Origin of the sequence: Morganella morganii, assembly GCF_041099235.1 — a bacterium.
GTDB lineage: Bacteria > Pseudomonadota > Gammaproteobacteria > Enterobacterales > Enterobacteriaceae > Morganella > Morganella morganii_E.
Genome location: NZ_JBFZSO010000002.1, coordinates 425,291 through 446,505 on the forward strand (window position 1 = coordinate 425,291; position 21,215 = coordinate 446,505).

The window sequence follows — 21,215 nt, forward strand, 5'->3', positions numbered from 1 at the left end:
GTATCAGTCAGAATGAGCGGCATCCGGCGTATTTTACAGAACCTGGCGGCAGTGATTATCCTGCTGGCGCTGTTTCTGACCGGATTCCGCCTCTGGCCGCACCCGCCGCTCTCGGAGGGGCTGCCGTTGTCGGTTGCCTATTATGACCGCAACGGCACACTGCTGCGCCTGACACTGGCAAACGATGACCGCTACCGGTTGTGGACACCGCTGGAAGAGATGTCACCCCTGCTGACACAAGGCACGCTGCGTTATGAGGATCGCTGGTTTTATCTCCATCCCGGGTTTAATCCGTACAGCCTCACGCGCGGTTTTTTTGTCAGTTACATCAGCGGAGAGCGGCTTCAGGGTGGTTCAACCATTACCATGCAGCTGGCGCGGATGCGCTGGCACCTCAACACCCGTACCCTGCGGGGGAAAACCGAACAGATCCTGCGGGCTGTGCAGCTGGAACTGAGCTATTCCAAACACGACATTCTGGAAGCCTATCTTAACTATGCCCCCTATGGCCGGAATATTGAGAGCGCCGGGGCGGCCTCACTGGTCTATTTCAATAAAAAACCGGCGGATTTAACGCTGCCGGAAGCGCTGACACTGGCGGTACTGCCGCAGTCGCCGGGGTATCGTGTCACACCTGGTGCGGCGGATATCAGTCAGCCGCTGATGCAGGCACGTAACCGGCTCTGGCAGCGCTGGCGGGAAGAGCATCCGGATGATGAAAACATGGCGGCACTGTTTGAACTGCCGCTGATGCTGCGCCAGCCGGAGCAGATGCCTTACATCGCCCCGCATCTGATTGAGCAGATAGCGCGGCAGAACCGGTTCAGTGCTGAAAAACAGCAAACCGTGGTCACCACACTGGATGTGAATCTTCAGCGCATTGCTGAAAAACAGGTGGCTGCTTTTATCGCCCGCCGTCAGCAGGCGGGGCTACACAATGCGGCGGTGCTCCTTGTCGATACCCGTGATATGGGTGTGCGGGCGCTGGTGGGCTCGGCGGATTATTACAACACGGCGATCCACGGCCAGGTGAACGGCACCAATGCCAAACGCTCTCCCGGCTCGGCGCTGAAACCCTTTATTTATGCACTCGGGCTGGAGCAGGGCGTACTGCATCCGCTGACCATTCTTAAAGATGTGCCGTCCACTTTCGGCAGCTACGCGCCGGAGAACTTCGACCTGCGCTTTATGGGGCCGCTGCCGGCGACACAGGCACTGAACTACAGCCGTAATATTCCGGCGGTGGATATCGCGGCAAAACTCAGCAAACCGAATCTCTATCAGTTTCTCCGTCTGGCCGGGCTCTCCGGGATGGCGGGGGAAAAACACTACGGGCTGTCGCTGGTCCTGGGCGGCGGTGAAGTGACGGCGCAGGAGCTGGCAAAACTCTATGCGATCCTCGCAAACCGGGGCGTTCTGCGTCCGCTGCGGATGACTGAATCAGAACAGCCTGCTGCACCGGTCCGCCTGCTGAGTGATGAAGCGGCATTCATCACCCTGGATATGCTGGGGCAGCACCGCCGTCCCGGTAACACTCTCGCGCAAAAACCGATGACACTGCCGGTGTACTGGAAAACCGGTACGTCCTGGGGATTCCGTGATGCCTGGAGCAGTGGCATCACCGGTCCGTATGTACTGGTGGTCTGGCTCGGGAACTTTGACGGCACCGGAAACAGTGCGCTGATTGGTGCGGAAGCCGCCGCACCGCTGTTTTTCAATATTATCGACAACATTATGGCGGAGTACCCGGCGCTGAGGGAGCCGGACTTTCCGCAACCGGCGAATCTCCGTCAGGTGGAGGTTTGTCTGGCCAGCGGCAACCTGCCGACGCAGTGGTGCCAGCGGCGGGGCAAAACCTGGTTTATCCCCGGTAAATCCCCCATTGCGGTTGATACCATCTACCGCCCGGTGGCAACGGATAAAATCACCGGCGACGTGGTGTGTCCGCCTTATGATCCTGCTGAGGTGAATATTGATATCTATGAATACTGGCCGTCTGACCTGGCGCGGGTGTTTGCCATGGCCGGTCTGCCGAAGAAAACCCCGCCGTCTGCCGCACACTGCAAAGGCGGCAACAGCCTGATCGGCGGCACACCACCGCGTATCACCTCACCGTTGCGCAACACCACCTACACACTGCGGCGGACAGCAAACCAGCCATCCTCCCTGTTTTTTACCGCCACTGCGGATAATGACAGCAGTGTGATTTACTGGTTTGCCGGTGATGCATACCTTGGTAACAGCACCAGCCGCCACCCGCTGGAATGGAAACCGGAAGCCGCCGGACGCTACCGTATCCGTGCCGTGGATGATTACGGCCGTGCAGATTCACGGATGATTCAGGTGGATATTCTGGGGGTGAGGGACGGGTGATATATTAAACCTCAGTTTTATTTTATTTTTTTTAATAAAAGAGTGATGAAAAATATTTTGTTTTTTAATTTTATTATTTTTAATTCTATTATACACACCACAATATATTTACTTGAGTTATTTATCTCTATTTTGCATTTCGCCTTGGTATGTGTGAATGTTAGTTTAATCCCATTTTTGATTGTTTTTATATCTTGATGTTGACAATCCGGAGGAATTTAAAATACTAGACATTGTTAATGTCATGAAGTCATGATTTTAATTTACTGACGTATTAGTAAGATTGAAATAGCCACTTAATGAGGTGTTACATGGAAAATGAAATCATTTTTACCGATCTTGAAGAGCGTGTTTCATCAATTAGTGAAGAGATCGCTATGTATACAGAAGATCAAGTTATTGAGTTAGAGTGATAAATTAAAAGCCACCATATGGTGGCTTTTATTATTATAACGGGAAGGATTGGTGTAATGATAACAAAACCACTTATTAAACGTTCTCATAATGTTGTTTTGTCAGATGATGGCGATATTTGCATTGGTGAAATTCCGGGAGGATCTAAGATAATAAAAAACCCTCCGGAATGGGTTAAGGTTGTATTGTCAAAACTTGATGGGTTACATACTATTCCCAGAATTATTAAAGAAGTATCCATGAAAGGATATGAAATTAATGATAATGATGCTATATGGTTTATTAATAAGCTTAATGATTATGGGCTTATTGACGAGAATGCCTGCTATTCCGATATCTTAACATCCGAAGAAATAGAATTATATGATCGCCAGTTACTCCAATTTTCTGTTGTAGATAAAAATAATAATGCAATTAAATACCAGGAAAAACTAAAAAAAAGTCGTGTATTAGTATTGGGTATGGGAGGTTGGGGAACATGGTGTTCTCTTCAGTTAGCTGTATCCGGTGTCGGGATACTGAGAATTGTTGACGGAGATGAAGTTGAGTTATCTAACTTAAACCGCCAGATATTATACACATCGGATGATATCGGCAGAAAAAAGACAGATGCAGCATCAGATTCATTGAAGCAGCATAATAAATACGTGAAAGTTGAGAAGTATCCTGTTTTTGCCACAACTGATGAAAATCAGCTTTCAGAATTATTAGATGGCGTTAATATCGTATTACTGGCCTGGGCTAGCCTTGGTTATTACAGAAAAAATACGGTGGAAGAAAGTATTCATCGTTTAGCTCATATCAATAATATTCCTGTTGTTGAGCTCGGTGGTGACCCCTTTGATATTTCTGTCGGGCCTGTTTATCTGAATAATGGTAATGGTTTGAATTATTCTGATGTAAAAAAACAAGCCGGTCAGAATTATTATGGTAACAATGCTGATATCAGAAAATTTCGTAAAGCACGTATGAAGCAGCAATTTCTTAATGGCCACCGGGTGGTAAATGCCTGGCAAAGTGCACCATCATTAGCAGCAATGTCAGGATTGATTACCGACCAGGTTGTAAAAATTCTTACGGGTTATGATGCTACGGCCCTGGAAGGTAAAAAATGGCATTTGAATCTTCGTGATTTTAGTGTCAGAGAGGAAACTATATATAATGAAATATGATAAACTATCTGTAATATTTCAGAAGCAAGGTTATGTATCATTTAATATAGAAATTTTTTTTCCTGAACTTAATATCTTCTCTGAAGAATTTTATAACATAGATGAGGAGTATTGGTCATGGATTATCAGAAACAAGAATGGTGAATATGATTTTTATTTAAAAAAACACGATCAGCTACTGATTGAAAATGAAAGGGCATCTGCATTATCTGATTATGAGTCAGGGCGATTTTCATTCTCATTCAGAAGAATAATTGATGATGATATTGGCAAGTCGGTAGTCTGTTTTCACAAGGCAAAAACTATTGTTAATAGCCTTCGTTTTTTTAACTTCCTTAAATGTGTCACGGGAAGATCTTTAAAGAGCAATACCGTTATTTATCTTAATAGGTTTAATTATGGTGATTTTTTAACTGTGCATAGTGACCCGGGACAGAGTATCGGACTGGTAATAAATTTCACAAAAAGCTGGAATGTTAATCATGGTGGTCTTACGATGATATTAGATCATGATGGTAAAAAAATTATTGACACGTTGATACCTAATAATATGTCGGCGTTGATATTTGATACCGGTAAAAAAATATTCCGCATTTTGTTTCAATGGTAACAGCAAAAACACAGAATAAACGTATTGCCTTAGTTGCCCGCTATGACTGAAAAAAAGTTGTTGCTGTGCATGGCATTAGTCATTGCCCTGATATGGGGGAGTAATTTCCCTGTCTCTAAAGCAGCGATTGAACACATTGGTGCATGGCCATTCCGGTTTTATTGCAATGTTATTTCTGTTGTTATTTTACTCATTGTTGCTTTGTTTTTTTTCCGGAAAAAAATCGTGTTTCAGGATGTTCTGCTATGTATTCCTTCAGGGGTATTCAATCTGTTTTTAGTGCCGTTGCTGAATAATATCGCTCTGTTTTATACCGATGCGGTAAAAGCGTCTGTGCTGATTTATACCATGCCGGTTTTCACATCATTAATTTATGTGGTTATCAACAGAAGTATAAACATAAAATATGTGATGACAGCGATTTTGGGTGTGACAGGCGTACTGATTTTTATTTCCGCCGATAAAATCGGAACAGGCGAGTTAATTATATTAATCAGTGCCTTTTGCTGGGCTACAGGAACGGTTCTGTCAGAAAAAATACCGGTTAAATCAAATCTTTTGCTCAGGGTATTCTATCAGAACGGTGTTTCGTTGCTGCTGATCGTACTGACGATGCCATTTATGTCTGCCGATCTCTGGTTGCCATTATCTGTGTTCAGTCAGCCTGATGTGTTATTACCGGTACTGTATACAGGAATAACCGGCGGTGTTTTTGTCTATATTTTATGGTTTTATATGATCGAAAAGGGCGGGGCGGAACTGACATCCTGTGCCATTTTGCTGTCACCGGTTATCAGCGTTTTTATTTCCTGTTTTTTTCTGGATGAATCTGTCACGCTGAGTATGCTGGCTGGTATGTTATTTATTATTTCCGGCCTTTTTATTGCGTTCCGGAAGGAAAAGTCATCCGGCAGATAATAAAATCGCTCTCCCGGAACAGGTCACATTCCGGGAGAGCGCTGATAATAAAACCGCTTATTTATTTTTTATCGCTGATACGTGAAAAATCCCACTCTTTTAACGCTTTTGCGGCATCTTTATTGCCGTATTTTTCTGAGAGGATCAGGTTATCCCGCACTTTGCGCAGATCATCATCACTGCCGGTGCCGGCCAGTTTGTGATAATAAATCCACGCGACTTTGTATTTCGCCAGTTCATGGTGACTGCCCTGTTCGAGGGAGGTCATTTCATAATAGCGGGCGGCCTGCGGGTAATCTTTTTCCAGCCCGGCCTGGCCGAAGTAGAGCATATCACCGGCAAGGTGAGCGGTATTACTGTCACCCAGTCTGGCTCCCGCATCAAAATACGCGAGCGCTTTTTTGCCGTCCACCGGGATGCCGCGCTCATTCGGTTTGCGGTGGAGATTCCCCAGTACGTTATACGCTCTGGCGTAGCCGTTTTTACCGGCGAGTTCATAGAAATAGAGCATTTTTTCCGTATCTTCCGGAACGCGTTCACCACGGGCATAGTTTACCCCCAGCGAGAATGCCGCCATGGCATCACCATTTTCCGCTTTTTGCCGTTGTGCATCAATTTCCTGCTCATAACGACCGTATTGCTCATATTCCTGTTTTTTCTTAATCCGTTGCAGCACCGTATCACGTTCTGCATCCGTCAGCGTGTCAGTCAGTTTGTCTCCCTCGCGGGAACTGACACCGGCAAGTGAACCGTAGTAATACGCTTCTGCGGCATCTTTTTTACTGACATAAGCGTTATACATGCCTTCCAGGGCGTGGGTATTGTTATATTCCAGCGAACGGGTATACCACGCGATGGCTTTATCCGGGTCCGGTGCTTTGTTGCAGAAGCCTTCAAGCCATGCATCGCCCATGGTTTTGGTCATGTTTTCCGGCGGCATAACCATCTGATTATCGGTATTTTCCGGATAGTCCGATTTTTTCAGCCACTCTGTCAGATACTGTTCCGCTTTAGCGGGGTCCGCGTCGTCGCGGCGGCAGTATTCTGACGATATAAAGTATTTGTACAGTGCCTGTGTGGCGGAAAGATCACCGCTGTCATGTGCTTTTTGCAGATAAGACAGTGCCTTATCCATATTGTTGTTCTGCCGGTAATAAGAGAACAATGCTAATTGTGCATCAGTCCGTTTTTCTGCTGCCGGCTCCATTAATGCGAGATATTTTTTGTTATCCGCGTTATGCAGGTATTTACCGTCATTATTGCGGAGCGTGCCGTTATACAGATCCGCCAGTGTGCTGAATGCGATTCCGGAAACCACCGTATCACTGCTTTCCAGCCCGTTTTCCAGCCGGGTGATAATGCCGGACCACTCTGGTGAATCCGGTGTCAGGCTGCTCTCTCTGAGCTGCATGGCAGCCAGTTGTATATCTGAACAACTGTCACCTTTTTCAGCCCCGCGGCGTAATACGGCCATTTTACTGCCGGGGTTTTCCGTTGCGTCAGCCAGAACACAGAATGCGGGCAGATAGCCACTCTCCGTGCTTTTTGCAAACCAGTAGCGGGCAGTATCATAATTACCGTAATTCTTATCGCGCATACCGGCGGCCAGCATGGCTTTACCGTCCCCGGCTTGTGCCGGTTTTATCGTTTCTTCGTAGAACGCCAGGCTGTCTGATACATCACGCCGCCCTTTGTAGGCACGCATCAGGATAATGGCTTTGTCCCAGTCCGGTTCGATAATCTGCTGTTGTGTATTTTTATCAAACGCTCCCTTTGCATACGTATCTGCCAGCAGGATAGTGGCGCGATCATGGCCGGTATCTGACGCTTTTTGCAGGTATAACAGGGCTTTTTGCGGATCTTTACGGACACCACGGCCAAGCAGATAAGCATAACCGGTTTCATAGGCCGCATTCGGGCTTTCATCTGCCAGTTTTACGTTTAATTCAAATTCATTCATTGCCGCCAGTTCGCTCTTACCGTAATCACCGGCTTTAGTAAAATACTCGCGGGCTTTCAGGCGATCGGCGCTGACAAGATTGCTGCCTTCCAGATACTGCATACCCAGGTTGCGCAGATAGCTGTTATTACCGGTTCCGGGAAGTTTGTCATACAGCGACAGAAGCAATTTTTTATCTTCCGGACTGAGCGTGTCTGCGTTTTTGTAGTCATCAATCAGTGTGGTGACAGCATTTTCGTTACCGCCTTCGGCTGCCATTTTCAGGTAATAGCGCCATTTTTCCGGGGTCTGTATCAGGCCGTAATCGCCGTTCTTCCATGCGTAAGCCAACTCATAGGCGGCGTCAGTATCCCCTCTTTGTACACGGGCGTTCAGATCAATAAGCGTTTTTTTGCTGTTTTCCGCTTTTTTCAGACGTGATTCGGTAAAACGGTAATCACGATCCGGAATTTTTTCATACCAGGCAATGGCGGTATCCATATCGGCTTTCTCGCCATATTTACCTTCGTAATAGATTTCGCCTAATTCATACATACAGGCCTGGCTTCCGGTGTCAGCACATTGCTTCAGGCGCGGCACTATATCGCGCTCCGTCAGTCCGGTGATCCGCAAAAAGGCCTGATTCCGGTTGCTTTGCGTTCCGGAACCCGCTGCGCTCTGTAAGCGGTTCACGATGTATTCAGCGGCATTCTGATTACCCGCTTCCGCTGCTTTCTGCATCAGCTCAATATCCGGGCGCAGCATATCATCAGTGAAGTCCGGCTTTTGCTCTGTTTCTTCCAGTTTCAGCAGCGCGTAGTAATAGGTAACATCCGGGTCGTGACCAATCAGCGGCTCGATCTGTTTTTGCGCCTCAGCATTATTATCATGCAATGCAAACTGTACCCAATACTGTCTGGCAAGGACGTTTTCTTTTCCGGCCGTGAGCAGAACCTGCATCACATCATTCCACTCTTCCGGCGGAAGATTATCGCGGGGATCGCTGTTCTTCAGCATGTCCATCATCAGATTCAGCGCCTGCTGATTATCGCCGCTGTTAAGGGAAATAAGTGTTTTGGCCTGATGAACATCAGAACTCAGGGTATATTCGCGGGCCTGTTTATACAGTTCCATTGCCTGTTCACGGTTTTTTACCGGATCGTTCCGCAGCAGATAACCGGCGTAAAAATGCGCCTGGCGATAGTTTTCATTCTCTTCAATATCTTTTTTCAGGAACGCGATAATCTCTTTTTCATCAATCTCACCGCCGGTATCAAAAGAAAAATAGAGAGCGGTTAACCGGCGGTAAACCTGATCCTGATAAGCGGTATTTTTCAGCAGAGATTTATAGATCCCGACGGCTTTTTTTACATCCTGCTCAACACCGATACCTCTGGCGTATTTATAAGCCAGCTCGTCCCGGTAATCTGCCAGCGGAGATAATTCCGCCGCTTTCTTATTCAGTTCAAAAGCCCGGGCCGGATCATAAATATTCCCCGCCCGATCACCGTAACGTTCTGAGGCCAGCATCAGAACTTCCGGGTCATCCGGATATTTTTCCAGTAATACCGCCAGATAACCGGATACGATGGCATTAGTTTTATTATCCGGAAATTGGTAACTGTTTGTAATATTACGGATTATGTCGATTAATGCATCCCGGTGACCGGTATCCGCTGCCCGTTTCAGGTATTCATCCGAGAGATCCCGGTCATAATCGAATGCATCGTCATAACGGATATTGCGGTGGATTTGATAAAGCAGATAAAGCGCATCAGGATATCCGGCTTCAGCAGACGCTTTCAGATAATCCGGCTCTGTTTTGGTATCAAGATACCAGGTGTAAAGGGCTTTCGGATCGTTTTTATCAATCAGCGGCAGCAAATAGGAGAGGGCTTTTTCTTTATTTTTGATAACTCCCGTACCCTGCATATAGACATCATAGAGAGCATAACGGGCATGAAGATTGCCGTTTTCTGCCATTTTTTCCAGTTTTTTCAGCCGGGCTGCTGTTTCATCCGTGGTTTCTGCACCGTAGAGTGATAACGCTTTTGGCATAATATCTTCTTCACTGAGTGAGCTTATTTGTGAAAATGCCATATAGCGGTATTTTTTTGCCTGTCCGGGATCGGCCTCTATTCCGTAACCGCCGGTCTCATATATCCGGGAAAGTAACATGGCGGGGAAGAGAAATTGTTCGCTGAGCAGCGGTGTGAGGATCTCAACGGCTTTTTTATAATCCTCATCATATTCGTAAGCGATATAACCCAGGGCAAATTTTGCAAAAAACGATCCCTGGTCTGCGGCAGCCGTCATATATTTGCGTGCCTGCTCAACATCTGACGGCGTAGTTTCATATTTATCGAGCAGATAAATACTGCCCAGTAATTCCTGAGCTTCACGCACACCGGCCTGTGCCGCCGCTTTCAGTGACGTAATACCATGCGGGTCCTGTCCGGTATAAGGCGCCATACCGTGATAGCGGTAATAACCGAGGTTATACAGAGCATTTTTATTACCGGATTTTGCGGCACGTTCCAGCCACTGATAACCCAGCAACGCATTTGCCGGAACACCATTGCCGTTGAGATACATCACGGACAGCGCATAGGCCGCCTGAGGATCTTTTTCCGCTTCTGAAGAAAAATAGCGGAATGCCCCGTCAGTATCCCCCGATAAATACAGCTCATAGCCCTTATCTGCAGGGGTGCTGCCGGATGTCACAGAATACGTCAGCCAGGCCCCGCCGGACAGTGCAACAGCAATAAGCAGAGCAAGCCCCAGTTTACGTTGCTTTGTCATATCAGTCCTTATACGGATTAATCTAAAATAAACAGGAAGACAGAAAATAAAAATTTGACTTAGTGTAACGGAATAAAAACGTAATTCAATGTGATCAGACAGGCAAAAAAATAAATAAAAACATTATGTTATTTTAGGTGGATATGCGGGGGAATCTGTTTTTTTGGTATGGAGGAGTTGTTATCCGGGTCTGGTGAATTCGTCCGCAGGTATAATCGGCCGGCATTTAACAGCGCTGCGTTGTCAGTCAGTTAGTAAAGAGATATCACGGATATTCATTTCTGTGTCCTGAATCGTTTGCATTCGCACTTTCCGGCGGTATCATTCTGAGAATATGAACATTTTCCGGGAGCAATCCGGTTTCCCGGCTGCAATATTTTCAGGATCTCTTATGACTGACTCTAATTTTTCCCAAACGGCTGCATTTATATGGTCGGTGGCTGACCTGCTGCGTGGTGATTTTAAACAATCTCAGTACGGGCGCGTGATACTCCCGTTCACTTTACTGCGCCGCCTGGAATGTGTGTTGGCCGACACCAAAGAAACCGTTGTGGCAAAAGCGGAAGAGTTAAAAACAAGTCCGTTGCCGGAAGAAGCCAAAGAGAAATTTCTGTTACGTGCCAGTGGTCTGACGTTCTTCAATGCGTCGCCGATGGATCTTGGTAAAATGGGGCAGAATGATATTAAAGCCAACCTGGAAAATTATGTTCAGTCATTTTCAGCGGATGCGCGTGAAATCTTCGAACATTTTAAATTCAGCGAGTTTGTCGGTCTGCTGGATGATGCCAATCTGCTGTTTAAAGTTGTTAAGAAATTTGCCACCACCGATCTCAGCCCGGAGAAAATTTCCAATCATGATATGGGGCTGGTATTTGAAGAACTTATCCGCCGTTTTGCAGAGAGCTCCAACGAGACGGCAGGGGAGCATTTTACCCCGCGTGATATTGTTAATTTAACGACATCACTGGTATTCCTGAATGATGATGATGCGTTGTCGAAAGACGGTATTATCCGCACGATTTACGACCCGACCGCCGGTACAGGCGGTTTCCTCTCTGCGGGAATGGAATACGTTCATAAACAAAATCCGAAAGCAGTTATGCGTGCCTTTGGTCAGGAGCTGAACCCGGAATCCTACGCTATCTGTAAAGCCGATATGCTGATCAAAGGTCAGGATGTCAGCCGCATCAAACTGGGTAACACGCTCTCTAATGACCAATTGCCGCAGGATCAGTTCGATTACATGCTCTCTAACCCGCCGTTTGGTGTGGACTGGAAAAAGGTGGAGGGCGAGATTAACAAGGAACATGCGGAGAAAGGCTTTAATGGGCGGTTTGGTCCCGGTCTGCCGCGTGTTTCTGACGGCTCACTGCTGTTTTTGATGCACCTGATCAGTAAAATGCGTGACAGCTACAGTGCGGACGGTAATTTAACCAATGGCGGGCGTATCGGGATTATCCTTAATGGCTCCCCTCTGTTTACCGGCAGTGCGGGCAGTGGTGAGAGTGAAATCCGCCGCTACATTCTGGAGGCTGATCTGCTGGAAGGCATTGTCGCGTTGCCGACTGATATGTTTTATAACACCGGCATTGCAACGTATGTCTGGATCTTATCGAACAACAAATCTCCGGAGCGTAAAGGCAAAGTGCAGTTGATTGATGGCACTCATCTGTACGGTAAGATGCGCAAGTCACTGGGTTCCAAACGTAATTTGATGGGCGAAGATGATATCAAGCTGATCACGCAGACTTTCGGTGACTTTGAGGTGGTGGATTCCACCACTCTGGAAGCACTGGGTCTGGAAAAAGCGGCAGAACAAAAATCCAGCCGTGGTCGTCAGTCTGCTACGGTCAAAACCGAAACGCCGAAAACCTTCGCCAGTAAAATCTTTAACAGCACCGATTTTGGCTATCGCCGCCTGACCATTGAGCGCCCGCTGCGTTTATCCGCTCAGGTTACGGATGAGGCAATTGCCGGTCTGCGCTTTGCACCGAAGCCATTTAATGCGCCAATGGAGCGCCTGTATGAGGAGTTTGCAGCTCAGTGGAGTGAAGATAACTATGGTGATTTCTCAGAAACGGAAGCCGAAGCACGCGCCATCATTAAAGCCGAATTTGCCGAACTGAAAGAGAAGCAGATTAAAGACCTGCTCGACAGCAAATTGTGGCTGGCACAGCGCGGGTTAATGGAAAAAGCGCAGCAGATTCAGATAGCACTTGGTACGCAGGCGGGTGGTAAAACGCTGGTGAGCAATGACTTTAACCAGTTTCAGTTGACGCTGAAGGGTGCCGTTAAAAAGGCGGATGTGAAGCTGGATGCGAAAGAAAATAAACAATTTATTGATGCCATCACCACGAAGAATCCGGACGCCGAGCCGGTGGTGAAGAAGACGCTGAAAGAAGACGCTCAGCCGCTGTACGGGGCGTTTGAGTACAAGGGTAAAGTGGTCGAGTTTGAACAAGATGGCGACCTGCGCGATAACGAAAACGTGCCGCTGAATCCGAAACTTTCCACCAGCGACCTGATTGAAACTTATTTTAAAGCGGAAGTTCAGCCCCATGTCGCCGATGCCTGGATTAATGCCGATAAGCGCGATGCGAAAGATGGCGAAGTGGGGATTGTGGGTTATGAGATTCCGTTTAACCGCCATTTCTACGTCTATCAGCCACCGCGTCCGCTATCCGAGATTGATGCCGACCTGGATGCGGTCAGCGCCGAAATCATGAAGCTGTTACAGGAGGTACATTCCTGATGGCGAAATATAAGGCGTATCCCGAATATAAGGATTCCGGGGTTGAGTGGTTGGGGGAGATTCCAGCGCACTGGAAAATTAGTAAACTTCGGTACCAATGCTCTTTTGCTAAAGGGCTTACTATCACGAAAGAGCATCTTCAGGATGATGGCATCCCATGTGTAAATTATGGGGAGGTTCATTCAAAATATGGCTTTGAAGTTGATCCTCAAAAACATTCATTAAAATGCGTAAGTGACAAATATCTTAAAGATAATTCCAGTGCCCTTTTAATAAAGGGGGATGTTGTTTTTGCAGACACATCTGAGGATATTGAAGGCTCAGGAAATTTCACTCAACTAGTAAGTGATACTATAACATTTGCAGGCTATCACACTATTATCGCGCGTCCTTTTAAAAGAGAAAATAGCCGTTTTTATGCCTATCTTTTGGATTGCAAAGAACTAAGAACTCAAGTAAGACATGCAGTAAAAGGTGTAAAAGTTTTTAGTATCACCCAAGCGATTTTACGAAGTCTTTCTGTTTGGCTTCCTACTGAAAATGAGCAAGAGCGGATAGCTGCTTTCCTCGATCACGAAACCACAAAAATCGATACTCTGATTGAAAAACAACAGCAACTGATTGAACTACTGAAAGAAAAACGTCAGGCAGTGATTAGCCATGCCGTAACCAAAGGATTAAACCCTGATGTACCGATGAAAGATTCGGGTGTTGAGTGGTTGGGGGAAGTGCCGGCGCATTGGACTGTACGTAGATTAAAACATACGGCAAGCCTGCAGTCAGGAATTCCGAAAGGAAAAGATCTAACAGGTAAAAATAGTATTTCGGTGCCTATGCTTCGTGTAGCTAACGTGCAGGATGGTTATCTTGACCTTGAAGAAATACATAATATAGATATTGAACCAAATCAATTAGAAAGATATTTGCTTTGTGATGGTGATGTATTGATGAATGAGGGGGGAGATAATGATCAATTAGGCCGTGGTACGGTCTGGGCAGCACAAATCGAGAATTGTATTCATCAAAACCATGTTTTTGCTATTAGGCCGAAAAATATCGAATCAGAATGGCTTGATATGCTTACTCGGGCTGCTTACGCAAAGTTTCATTTCTATCGGGTTGCAAAACAAAGTACGAATCTAGCCTCGATTTCATCAACAAACATTAAAGAAACGCCATTACTTATTCCGCCTACTGAAGAAAGAAATAAAATTATAAAATTTATAAAATATCAACTAAAAAAATTAAAATCGACTGAAGAACTGAGCATTACTCAAATTGCGTTATTGCAAGAACGCCGCACCGCCCTGGTCTCCGCCGCCGTCACCGGTAAAATCGATGTCCGCGATTGGGTTGCCCCTGATATACAGAAAACCGAGGAGACTGCCGCATGAGTATGGACAGCACCAAAGAGCTGATTTTCCAGGACGAAATAATTGCTCAGATGATCGATAAAGGCTGGGTTAAAGGTAAATCAGACGGCTACGACCGCGAACGTGCGCTGTACTCACAGGATGCGCTGACCTTTGTGCAAACCACTCAGCCGAAAGAGTGGGAAAAATTTGCCAAAATTTATCCCACTGATACCGAACGTCACTTCCTCGATACACTGGTGGCGCAACTGAAAAAAGCGGATATCAATGCCACGGATATGCTGTCGCGGACTTACGGCACACTTGGCGTATTACGCCACGGGATCAAAAGCCATAACGCGCGGTTTTCCCTGTGCCGCTTTAAACCGGAACATAACCTCAATCCGGACATTCTGGCGCAATACAAACAAAATATCTGCCGTATTGTCCCTGAGCTGGTGTACAGCCCGCATGCATCAAAAACCGCATATGAAGAAACCGGTGTAAAGGCGAAGAAATGGCGTATCGACCTGGTCCTGTTTATCAATGGCCTGCCGGTTGCCACGCTGGAGCTGAAGTCTGAATTTAAACAGACGGTGCAAAACGCGATGACGCAATATAAGAAAACACGTTTGCCCAAAGACCCCGGTACCAATAAACCTGAGCCGCTGCTGACTTTCAAACGCGGGGCGCTGGTGCATTTTGCTGTCAGCCAGTACGACGTGTTTATGACGACCAGACTTGATGGCGATAAAACCTTCTTCCTGCCGTTTAACAAAGGTACCCGGGATGGCGGAGCAGGCAATGATATCCCGGAAGATGAAAATGATTACGCCACCAGTTACCTGTGGAATGAGGTGCTGCGGCCGGAGAATCTGCTGAAAATTCTCGCCAGCTTTGTGCATCTGCAAATTGAAGAGAAAGAAGAGTGGAACGGCCTGAAAGGCAAAAAAGAGAGCCTGATTTTCCCGCGTTATCATCAATGGGACGTGGTGAATAAGCTGATCACTGCTGCGGTGGCAGAAGGCACCGGCAATAAATATCTGGTTCAGCACAGTGCGGGGTCGGGTAAATCCAACTCTATCGCCTGGACTGCCCATCAGCTCTCCCGTCTGTATGATAAGAAAGGCGAAAAACAGTTTCATTCCGTGATCGTGGTGACAGACCGTACTGTGCTTGATGATCAGTTGCAGGATACTATCTATCAGTTTGAGCATCAGGATGGTGTGGTCGGGCGTATTAATAACAAAGAGGGCGATGGCTCCAAATCGGAGAAACTGGCTGCTGCACTGGAAAATTCGCAGCCGATCATTATCGTCACGATCCAGACCTTCCCGTTTGTATTAAAGGCGATTGAAAACAGTGTCAGCCTGAAACAGCGTAAATACGCGGTGATTGCCGATGAAGCGCACTCCTCACAAAGCGGCTCTACGGCACGCCAACTGAAGGAAGTGCTGATGACCGAAGAAACGGATGATGATGTGGTGATGTCGTCAGAAGATATTCTGGATGCTACCGTCGCCGCACGTAAAGGCAGCAATAACCTGAATTATTATGCCTTTACCGCCACACCAAAAGCCAAAACACTGGAGCTGTTCGGTCGTCGTCCTGATCCGTCTGAACCGGCGTCAAAAACCAACAAACCGGAAGCGTTCCACGTTTACTCCATGCGTCAGGCCATCGAAGAGGGTTTTATTCTTGATGTTCTGAAGAATTATACCAACTACAAAGTCGCTTATAAGCTGCTGCAAACGCTGGGTGACCCTGATTGTGAAGTAGACAGTAAAAAGGCAAAAATAAAGCTGAATCAGTGGGTCACGCTGCACGATCATAACGTGTCGCAGAAAGTGAAGGTGATTGTTGAGCACTTCCGCAAGCATGTGATGCACCTGCTGGGCGGTCAGGCGAAAGCAATGGTTGTGACCAGTTCGCGTAAAGCGGCGGTACGCTACAAGTTGGCATTCGATAAATATATTTCTGATAATAAATACCAGAAAATCAATGCAATGGTGGCGTTCTCCGGTGAAGTTGAATTCAATGAGGATGACCATAACAGCCCTGAGCTGCTTAACCAGAAATTCACTGAAAGCAATATGAATCCCGGGCTGAAAGGCCGGGACATGCGTAAAGCGTTTGATACCGATGACTATCAGGTCATGCTGGTGGCCAATAAATTCCAGACCGGTTTTGATCAGCCTAAACTGTGTGCCATGTATGTCGATAAAGCGCTGGGCGGCGTGGAATGTGTACAGACGCTGTCACGCCTGAACCGCATCTATCCGGGGAAAGCGCAGTCAGGAACGTTTGTGCTCGATTTCTATAATGAACCTGACGATATTCTGAGTGCTTTCCGGCCGTATTATCAGACAGCAGAATTAAACGATGTCAGTGATCCTCAGCAGGCTTTTGAGCTATTTGAAAAACTCCGGGCTGCCGGTATTTTTCAGTGGAGTGAAGTAGAGCAATTCTGTGAAGCCTTCTTCACCAAAAATAAATCCAATGCCGCCATCAGTAATATTTGTAAACCTGCTGTCCAGCGCTGGAAGCTGCGTTATGTCTCCGCGATTGACGCGTATGTTCAGGAGAAAGCGATATTTGAACGCACGAAGAAAACCGGTGACGCCGTGCTGATCACCAATGCGGAAAATAAGTTTAAAGAGTGCGAGAAAGAAAAAAGTAAGCTGGATATCTTCAAAAAAGATCTCGGCAGTTTTGTCCGCTTTTATGAATTTATGTCACAAATTGTTGATTACGATGATAAGGACTTAGAAAAGTTAAGCTTGTTTGCCCGTCATCTGCGTCCATTGTTGCATGAACAGCGCATCGAAGAAGATGAGATTGATTTAAGTAATGTCGAAATGAGCCATTACCGTCTGTCTAAGCTCCATGAACAGCATCTGAAGCTGCAGGAAGATACGGAAGACTATAAACTCACGCCGGTTAATGATATTGGCACAGCGAAACCAAAAGACAAGAAAGAAGAGTTTCTGTCGAATATTCTGGCGCGTCTTAATGACCTGTTTATCACTGACAATCTCTCTGATAAAGATATGATCAATTATGTTTTCACTGTGCGTGACAAACTGTCAGAAAATCAGGCGGTGATGACGCAGATAGCGAACAACACCCGTGAACAGGCCATGCTGGGGGATTTCCCGAAAGCCATTGATGATGCCGTTATGGACAGCAACGACGCCCAGCAGGAGATGATGATGCAGTATCTGTCTAATCCTGAACTGGCGAAAGGTTTTGCCCGTGTGGTGTTTGATATGTTGAAGGGTGCGTAATACTTTTTCATCAGGGAGTTATATAGAAAATACTGAATTTTTCGGAGATATGGCAGGTATTGAATGTATTTGTCAAACACGCATTGTTCAATGATCTTTATTTTGAATAAAAGTGTGAAATATTGCAAAAAGTACAACTCGTTGGACGTAATATAATTTATCTTTGCCATACAAAAAATTCAGGCGCTCTCCTTTATTTGTAATCGCGCCGGTACCGAAATCCGGCTATCTAAACTTCAGGTATTTACAATGCAAAATATCAACGTATTTATTAAAGAAAACATCAGTCAGATTGCGTCATCAGGTCTTCATATTGTACCGAATATTCCTGAAAAAAAGCTCAATAATGCGGCTAAATCGATGAGCCTGGAAGATACTATTGGTTCAGTAATCGCATTGATCGACATTACCGTGTTTGGTAGTGGTAAAGATGGTTTTGCATTCACGGGTGAAAAAATGGTCTATAAACAGGCATTTGAATCACCTGTTGTCGTGTATTTCAGTGACTTGGAGGGGGCTGAATACGTCCGCGATATCACGGTCAATGATAAAGGCAAAGAAAAAGTCACTGAGTACACCAGAATCACCAGAAAAGCAGGGACATCCTTTAAGATTGAACATGTCAGCGAATGTAATCTTGATAAACTGGCTGAGTTTTTAAACACTATCAGCAGCCAATTCGATACTTTCGAAGAAGAAGAACAGTTAGTCACATTATCTGAAATGCCGGAAAAGCTCAAAGTAGCTTACTTAAAAATTATTGTAAATATGGCGTATTCCGATGACGGCCAGGTAGACAAAGATGAATTTGCACAAATTCTTCTGCTTATGACCCGCCTGGAGTTCAGTTCTGAATCACGCTTTGTACTGAGAGAGTACAGCACCACGCCCGATAAGCTGGAGAGTCTGGAATCACTGATTCAAACTATCGACGAAATTTGCCCCCCCAGCCACAATAAATCCGTCAAAATTTCACTTGTTAAAGATCTGTTCAGCGTTTATATGAGTGTGAACGGCGGGCAGTATGACAATTTTGCCTTCTTTAAAGACAACAACCACCTCTTCAATGTTAGCGATGAAGAAGTCGGGCTGATTATCGATGCGCTCAAGCTCGATTTTAAAATGCTTAATGATGATTTCAGTGACGATGCCCTGACCAGGGGACTGAAAGAGCTGGGAGCCAAAGCCGGAGCTGTGGGAGTGCCGTTGGCTGCAGTTTACCTTTCAGGCTCGGTTGTGGGAATGTCAGCTGCAGGTTTAACATCTGGTCTTGCAACGCTGGGTTTGGGCGGTGTACTGGGATTCTCCAGTATGGCAACAGGTATTGGTGTTGCTGTTCTGCTGGGCGTTGGCGTTTATAAAGGTATTAAGCACCTGACAGGAGCAAATGAGCTTGACAAAACCAAACGCAGAGAACTGATGCTTAATGAAGTTATTAAGCAGACGCAGACAACAGTGTCGCACTTAATGGGTGATATTAATTATATTGCTATCAAACTGAATGAAGCTGTTCTTTCTTTTGGTATGCAGGATGAAAAAGTAAAACAGCTCTTACAAAAAGTGAAGCTGCTAACTTCTGCAGGTAATGTACTTACACAAAAAAGTGACACGGTACAGAGTAAGTGTTTTAAACTGAAGTGCCCAGCGGAACTTAATCTTGAAAAACTACAATCGCTGACCCGTGAAGCAACCAAACAGCATATTTTCAATGTGATTATGTCTTTCTACGAAGAGAAAACAGTCGAGCGAGAAAAAGATGGTAAAGACGCCACTGTTAATGTACTCGTGTTAAAACAGGATGTTCCTACTTTAGAAATGGAGAAACTTGCGGACATATTTGAAGCGATTGGCTACTTTAATGCCGCTAACGTTATCAAAGGAAAATTGTCAGGGATCTTTTCATAGTGAGTAAGCGGGATAAACAGATCTCAGCCATGCTGGTGCAAAAGCACCAGCTGGACCAGTCAGAGAATAAACTGAGTGAACTGGATGCGGTACTTAATGTTTTACAGGTAAATCAGCAATCAAATAACGATGCTCTTGACCAGGCGTTGGCCGATTTGGATATGATGCTGGCATGCCAAAACATTGACGCTGATTTGGCTGAAAATATCGATGTTACCCTTGAATTACATCAGCTTGAGTGTTCTGTCATATCTTCATGCGCAGACACAATGATAACGCCTGTTACGCTTCTTAATACCCTGGATTTTAATGAAGATATGAGCTGGTCACAGTATCAGCGGTCGGTTGAACAATATGCATTGAATAACAATGTTGATTTGAATGTAGACCCTTTTACGACGCTGATGTCACCCGTTCAGCGGATAGAACTCAAAAAGCGCATCAAAGATGAATTTACTATCAAGAATGCTCAATGTGACAAGTATGACTATCTCATTGCCGGGACATGCGGTGTTATCTGCGGGTTGATTGACGTGTTCTTCGTAGGTATGCCCGGAGAAGGAAAGCTGACTAAAATCGCGGATAGTGCTGTTGATTCAGCGGTCGAAAAGTTTGCATCAGCGTTAGGCTGGAAAGGGCCGGGAGAAGCGGGGAATTCGGTCAAAAGTGCGATTGGTTATTTGGAACGCAACTTCAAAGTGAATTATGACCAGGCAACAACATTTGGTAAAAACGGGACAAATGGTGCAGTCAAAAATCTTTCACCTAAAAATCACCATTTAAAAAGCCTTGGGCACTCCCCCGACCTTATTGGCCTTTTTTTCTCAATCCTGAATCAGTTTACTAATACGTCGACTTTTATCTCTGATGGACGGATCATTACGATTGATACAGAAACTCATGAGTTAAATGGTGGTAATTTTATAGCTAAAGTATTCTCCGGTTTCGTCAATTGGCTGGGGCACTTGTTTTCTGACATGGCGGGGTCCTCAGGTGCATCTGGACGTGGCGCAGGAATTCCGATTCCATTCTATAACTTACTGTTGTTACTGGATGTAGGAGAATTTGGTCAACACAGACAATCTTTTGCCACGGTAGCCACACAAGTGTTTGAGAAAGGTTACGATCTCAGACACGGAATTGCTATGGCGATCCCTGTGTTGATTACCGAGCTTTTAACCCGGTTAATGTGGGCATGTAAACAGCGTTTTTATCACAAGAAATTATGGAAGGAATGTATTCCTTCTGCCGGTAATCCTGAGTTACGCCGGATGTTATTGGTCGCTCATGGTACACTTTGTCTGATTGATGCGGGAGATGCTGCGCTAAGGTCTGGTGGAGATATGATTCAATTTCTGCTCAGAACTAATCTTATTGGCTGGGTAAGATTCGGCACATTAGCTCTGAAAGAAGTCTATGCGTGGTACAACGCGGGTCATATTGATGTTGATGCTGTGAATGAACACCTGGATATGGAATTGAAAAAATTGTTGATATAATTTTTTCTGGCTCTTGGGTATCCCGCAACTGAAATCTGTGAAAGGTTTTTCAGTTTTTTTCAGTCGGAAGATCTAAAAAAGGATCGCTATAAAAAATCAACGCATTGAAATAAAAGGAAATATTCTATTTTACGTGGGAAGGAAAAGATCACCACAAACGCCGCAGAATTACAAAAAGCCAGGAACGGCGCG

The 21,215-nt window shown here is 45.8% G+C and carries 11 protein-coding genes; 10 read left to right on the forward strand and 1 reads right to left on the reverse strand.

Annotated features, from left to right (window positions below; all coding sequences use genetic code 11):
* Nucleotides 1-12: 12 nt before the first annotated feature.
* The 5 genes from pbpC (at nucleotide 13) to AB7038_RS05350 (ending at nucleotide 5,487) form a co-directional block, all read left to right on the forward strand.
* The gene (pbpC, locus tag AB7038_RS05330) at nucleotides 13-2,373 is read left to right on the forward strand and encodes a penicillin-binding protein 1C (protein ID WP_369452886.1); all 2,361 of its coding nucleotides are present in this window, start codon (nucleotides 13-15) and stop codon (nucleotides 2,371-2,373) included.
* A gap of 311 nt (nucleotides 2,374-2,684) precedes the next feature.
* Entirely contained in the window at nucleotides 2,685-2,786 is a 102-nt protein-coding gene (locus AB7038_RS05335) for a pantocin A family RiPP (RefSeq protein ID WP_349465994.1), read from the forward strand.
* 57 nt (nucleotides 2,787-2,843) lie between these two features.
* Nucleotides 2,844-3,959 (forward strand): HesA/MoeB/ThiF family protein, encoded by a 1,116-nt coding sequence (locus tag AB7038_RS05340; RefSeq protein ID WP_369452887.1) that lies wholly within the window; start codon nucleotides 2,844-2,846, stop codon nucleotides 3,957-3,959.
* Nucleotides 3,949-4,569, forward strand: coding sequence for a hypothetical protein (locus AB7038_RS05345; RefSeq protein WP_369452888.1), 621 nt, complete (start codon nucleotides 3,949-3,951; stop codon nucleotides 4,567-4,569). The genes AB7038_RS05340 and AB7038_RS05345 overlap by 11 nt, the downstream gene beginning before the upstream one ends.
* Before the next feature lie 69 nt (nucleotides 4,570-4,638).
* Entirely contained in the window at nucleotides 4,639-5,487 is an 849-nt protein-coding gene (locus AB7038_RS05350) for a DMT family transporter (RefSeq protein WP_369452944.1), read from the forward strand.
* A gap of 61 nt (nucleotides 5,488-5,548) precedes the next feature.
* Here the strand turns inward: AB7038_RS05350 and AB7038_RS05355 are convergent, their stop codons facing one another.
* Nucleotides 5,549-10,228, reverse strand: coding sequence for a tetratricopeptide repeat protein (locus AB7038_RS05355; protein ID WP_369452889.1), 4,680 nt, complete (start codon nucleotides 10,226-10,228; stop codon nucleotides 5,549-5,551).
* 391 nt (nucleotides 10,229-10,619) lie between these two features.
* On the opposite strand from AB7038_RS05355, the gene AB7038_RS05360 reads away from it, so the two are divergent.
* The 5 genes from AB7038_RS05360 to AB7038_RS05380 all read left to right on the forward strand — a co-directional run bounded on the left by AB7038_RS05360 (nucleotide 10,620) and on the right by AB7038_RS05380 (nucleotide 21,023).
* Nucleotides 10,620-12,980 carry a type I restriction-modification system subunit M gene (locus AB7038_RS05360; RefSeq protein WP_369452890.1) on the forward strand — a complete coding sequence of 787 codons (2,361 nt, stop codon included), beginning with the start codon at nucleotides 10,620-10,622 and terminating at the stop codon, nucleotides 12,978-12,980.
* On the forward strand, nucleotides 12,980-14,374 hold the full coding sequence (locus AB7038_RS05365; RefSeq protein WP_369452891.1) for a restriction endonuclease subunit S: 1,395 nt from the start codon (nucleotides 12,980-12,982) through the stop codon (nucleotides 14,372-14,374). Before AB7038_RS05360 ends, AB7038_RS05365 begins: the two co-directional genes overlap by 1 nt.
* Nucleotides 14,371-17,619, forward strand: a complete 3,249-nt coding sequence (locus tag AB7038_RS05370) for a type I restriction endonuclease subunit R (RefSeq protein WP_369452892.1) — start codon at nucleotides 14,371-14,373, stop codon at nucleotides 17,617-17,619. The genes AB7038_RS05365 and AB7038_RS05370 overlap by 4 nt, the downstream gene beginning before the upstream one ends.
* Nucleotides 17,620-17,868: 249 nt before the next feature.
* Nucleotides 17,869-19,524 (forward strand): hypothetical protein, encoded by a 1,656-nt coding sequence (locus AB7038_RS05375; protein ID WP_369452893.1) that lies wholly within the window; start codon nucleotides 17,869-17,871, stop codon nucleotides 19,522-19,524.
* A complete protein-coding gene (locus AB7038_RS05380) occupies nucleotides 19,524-21,023 on the forward strand; it encodes a hypothetical protein (protein ID WP_369452894.1) in 1,500 nt (499 codons plus the stop codon). The genes AB7038_RS05375 and AB7038_RS05380 overlap by 1 nt, the downstream gene beginning before the upstream one ends.
* The last annotated feature ends 192 nt before the right edge of the window (nucleotides 21,024-21,215 follow it).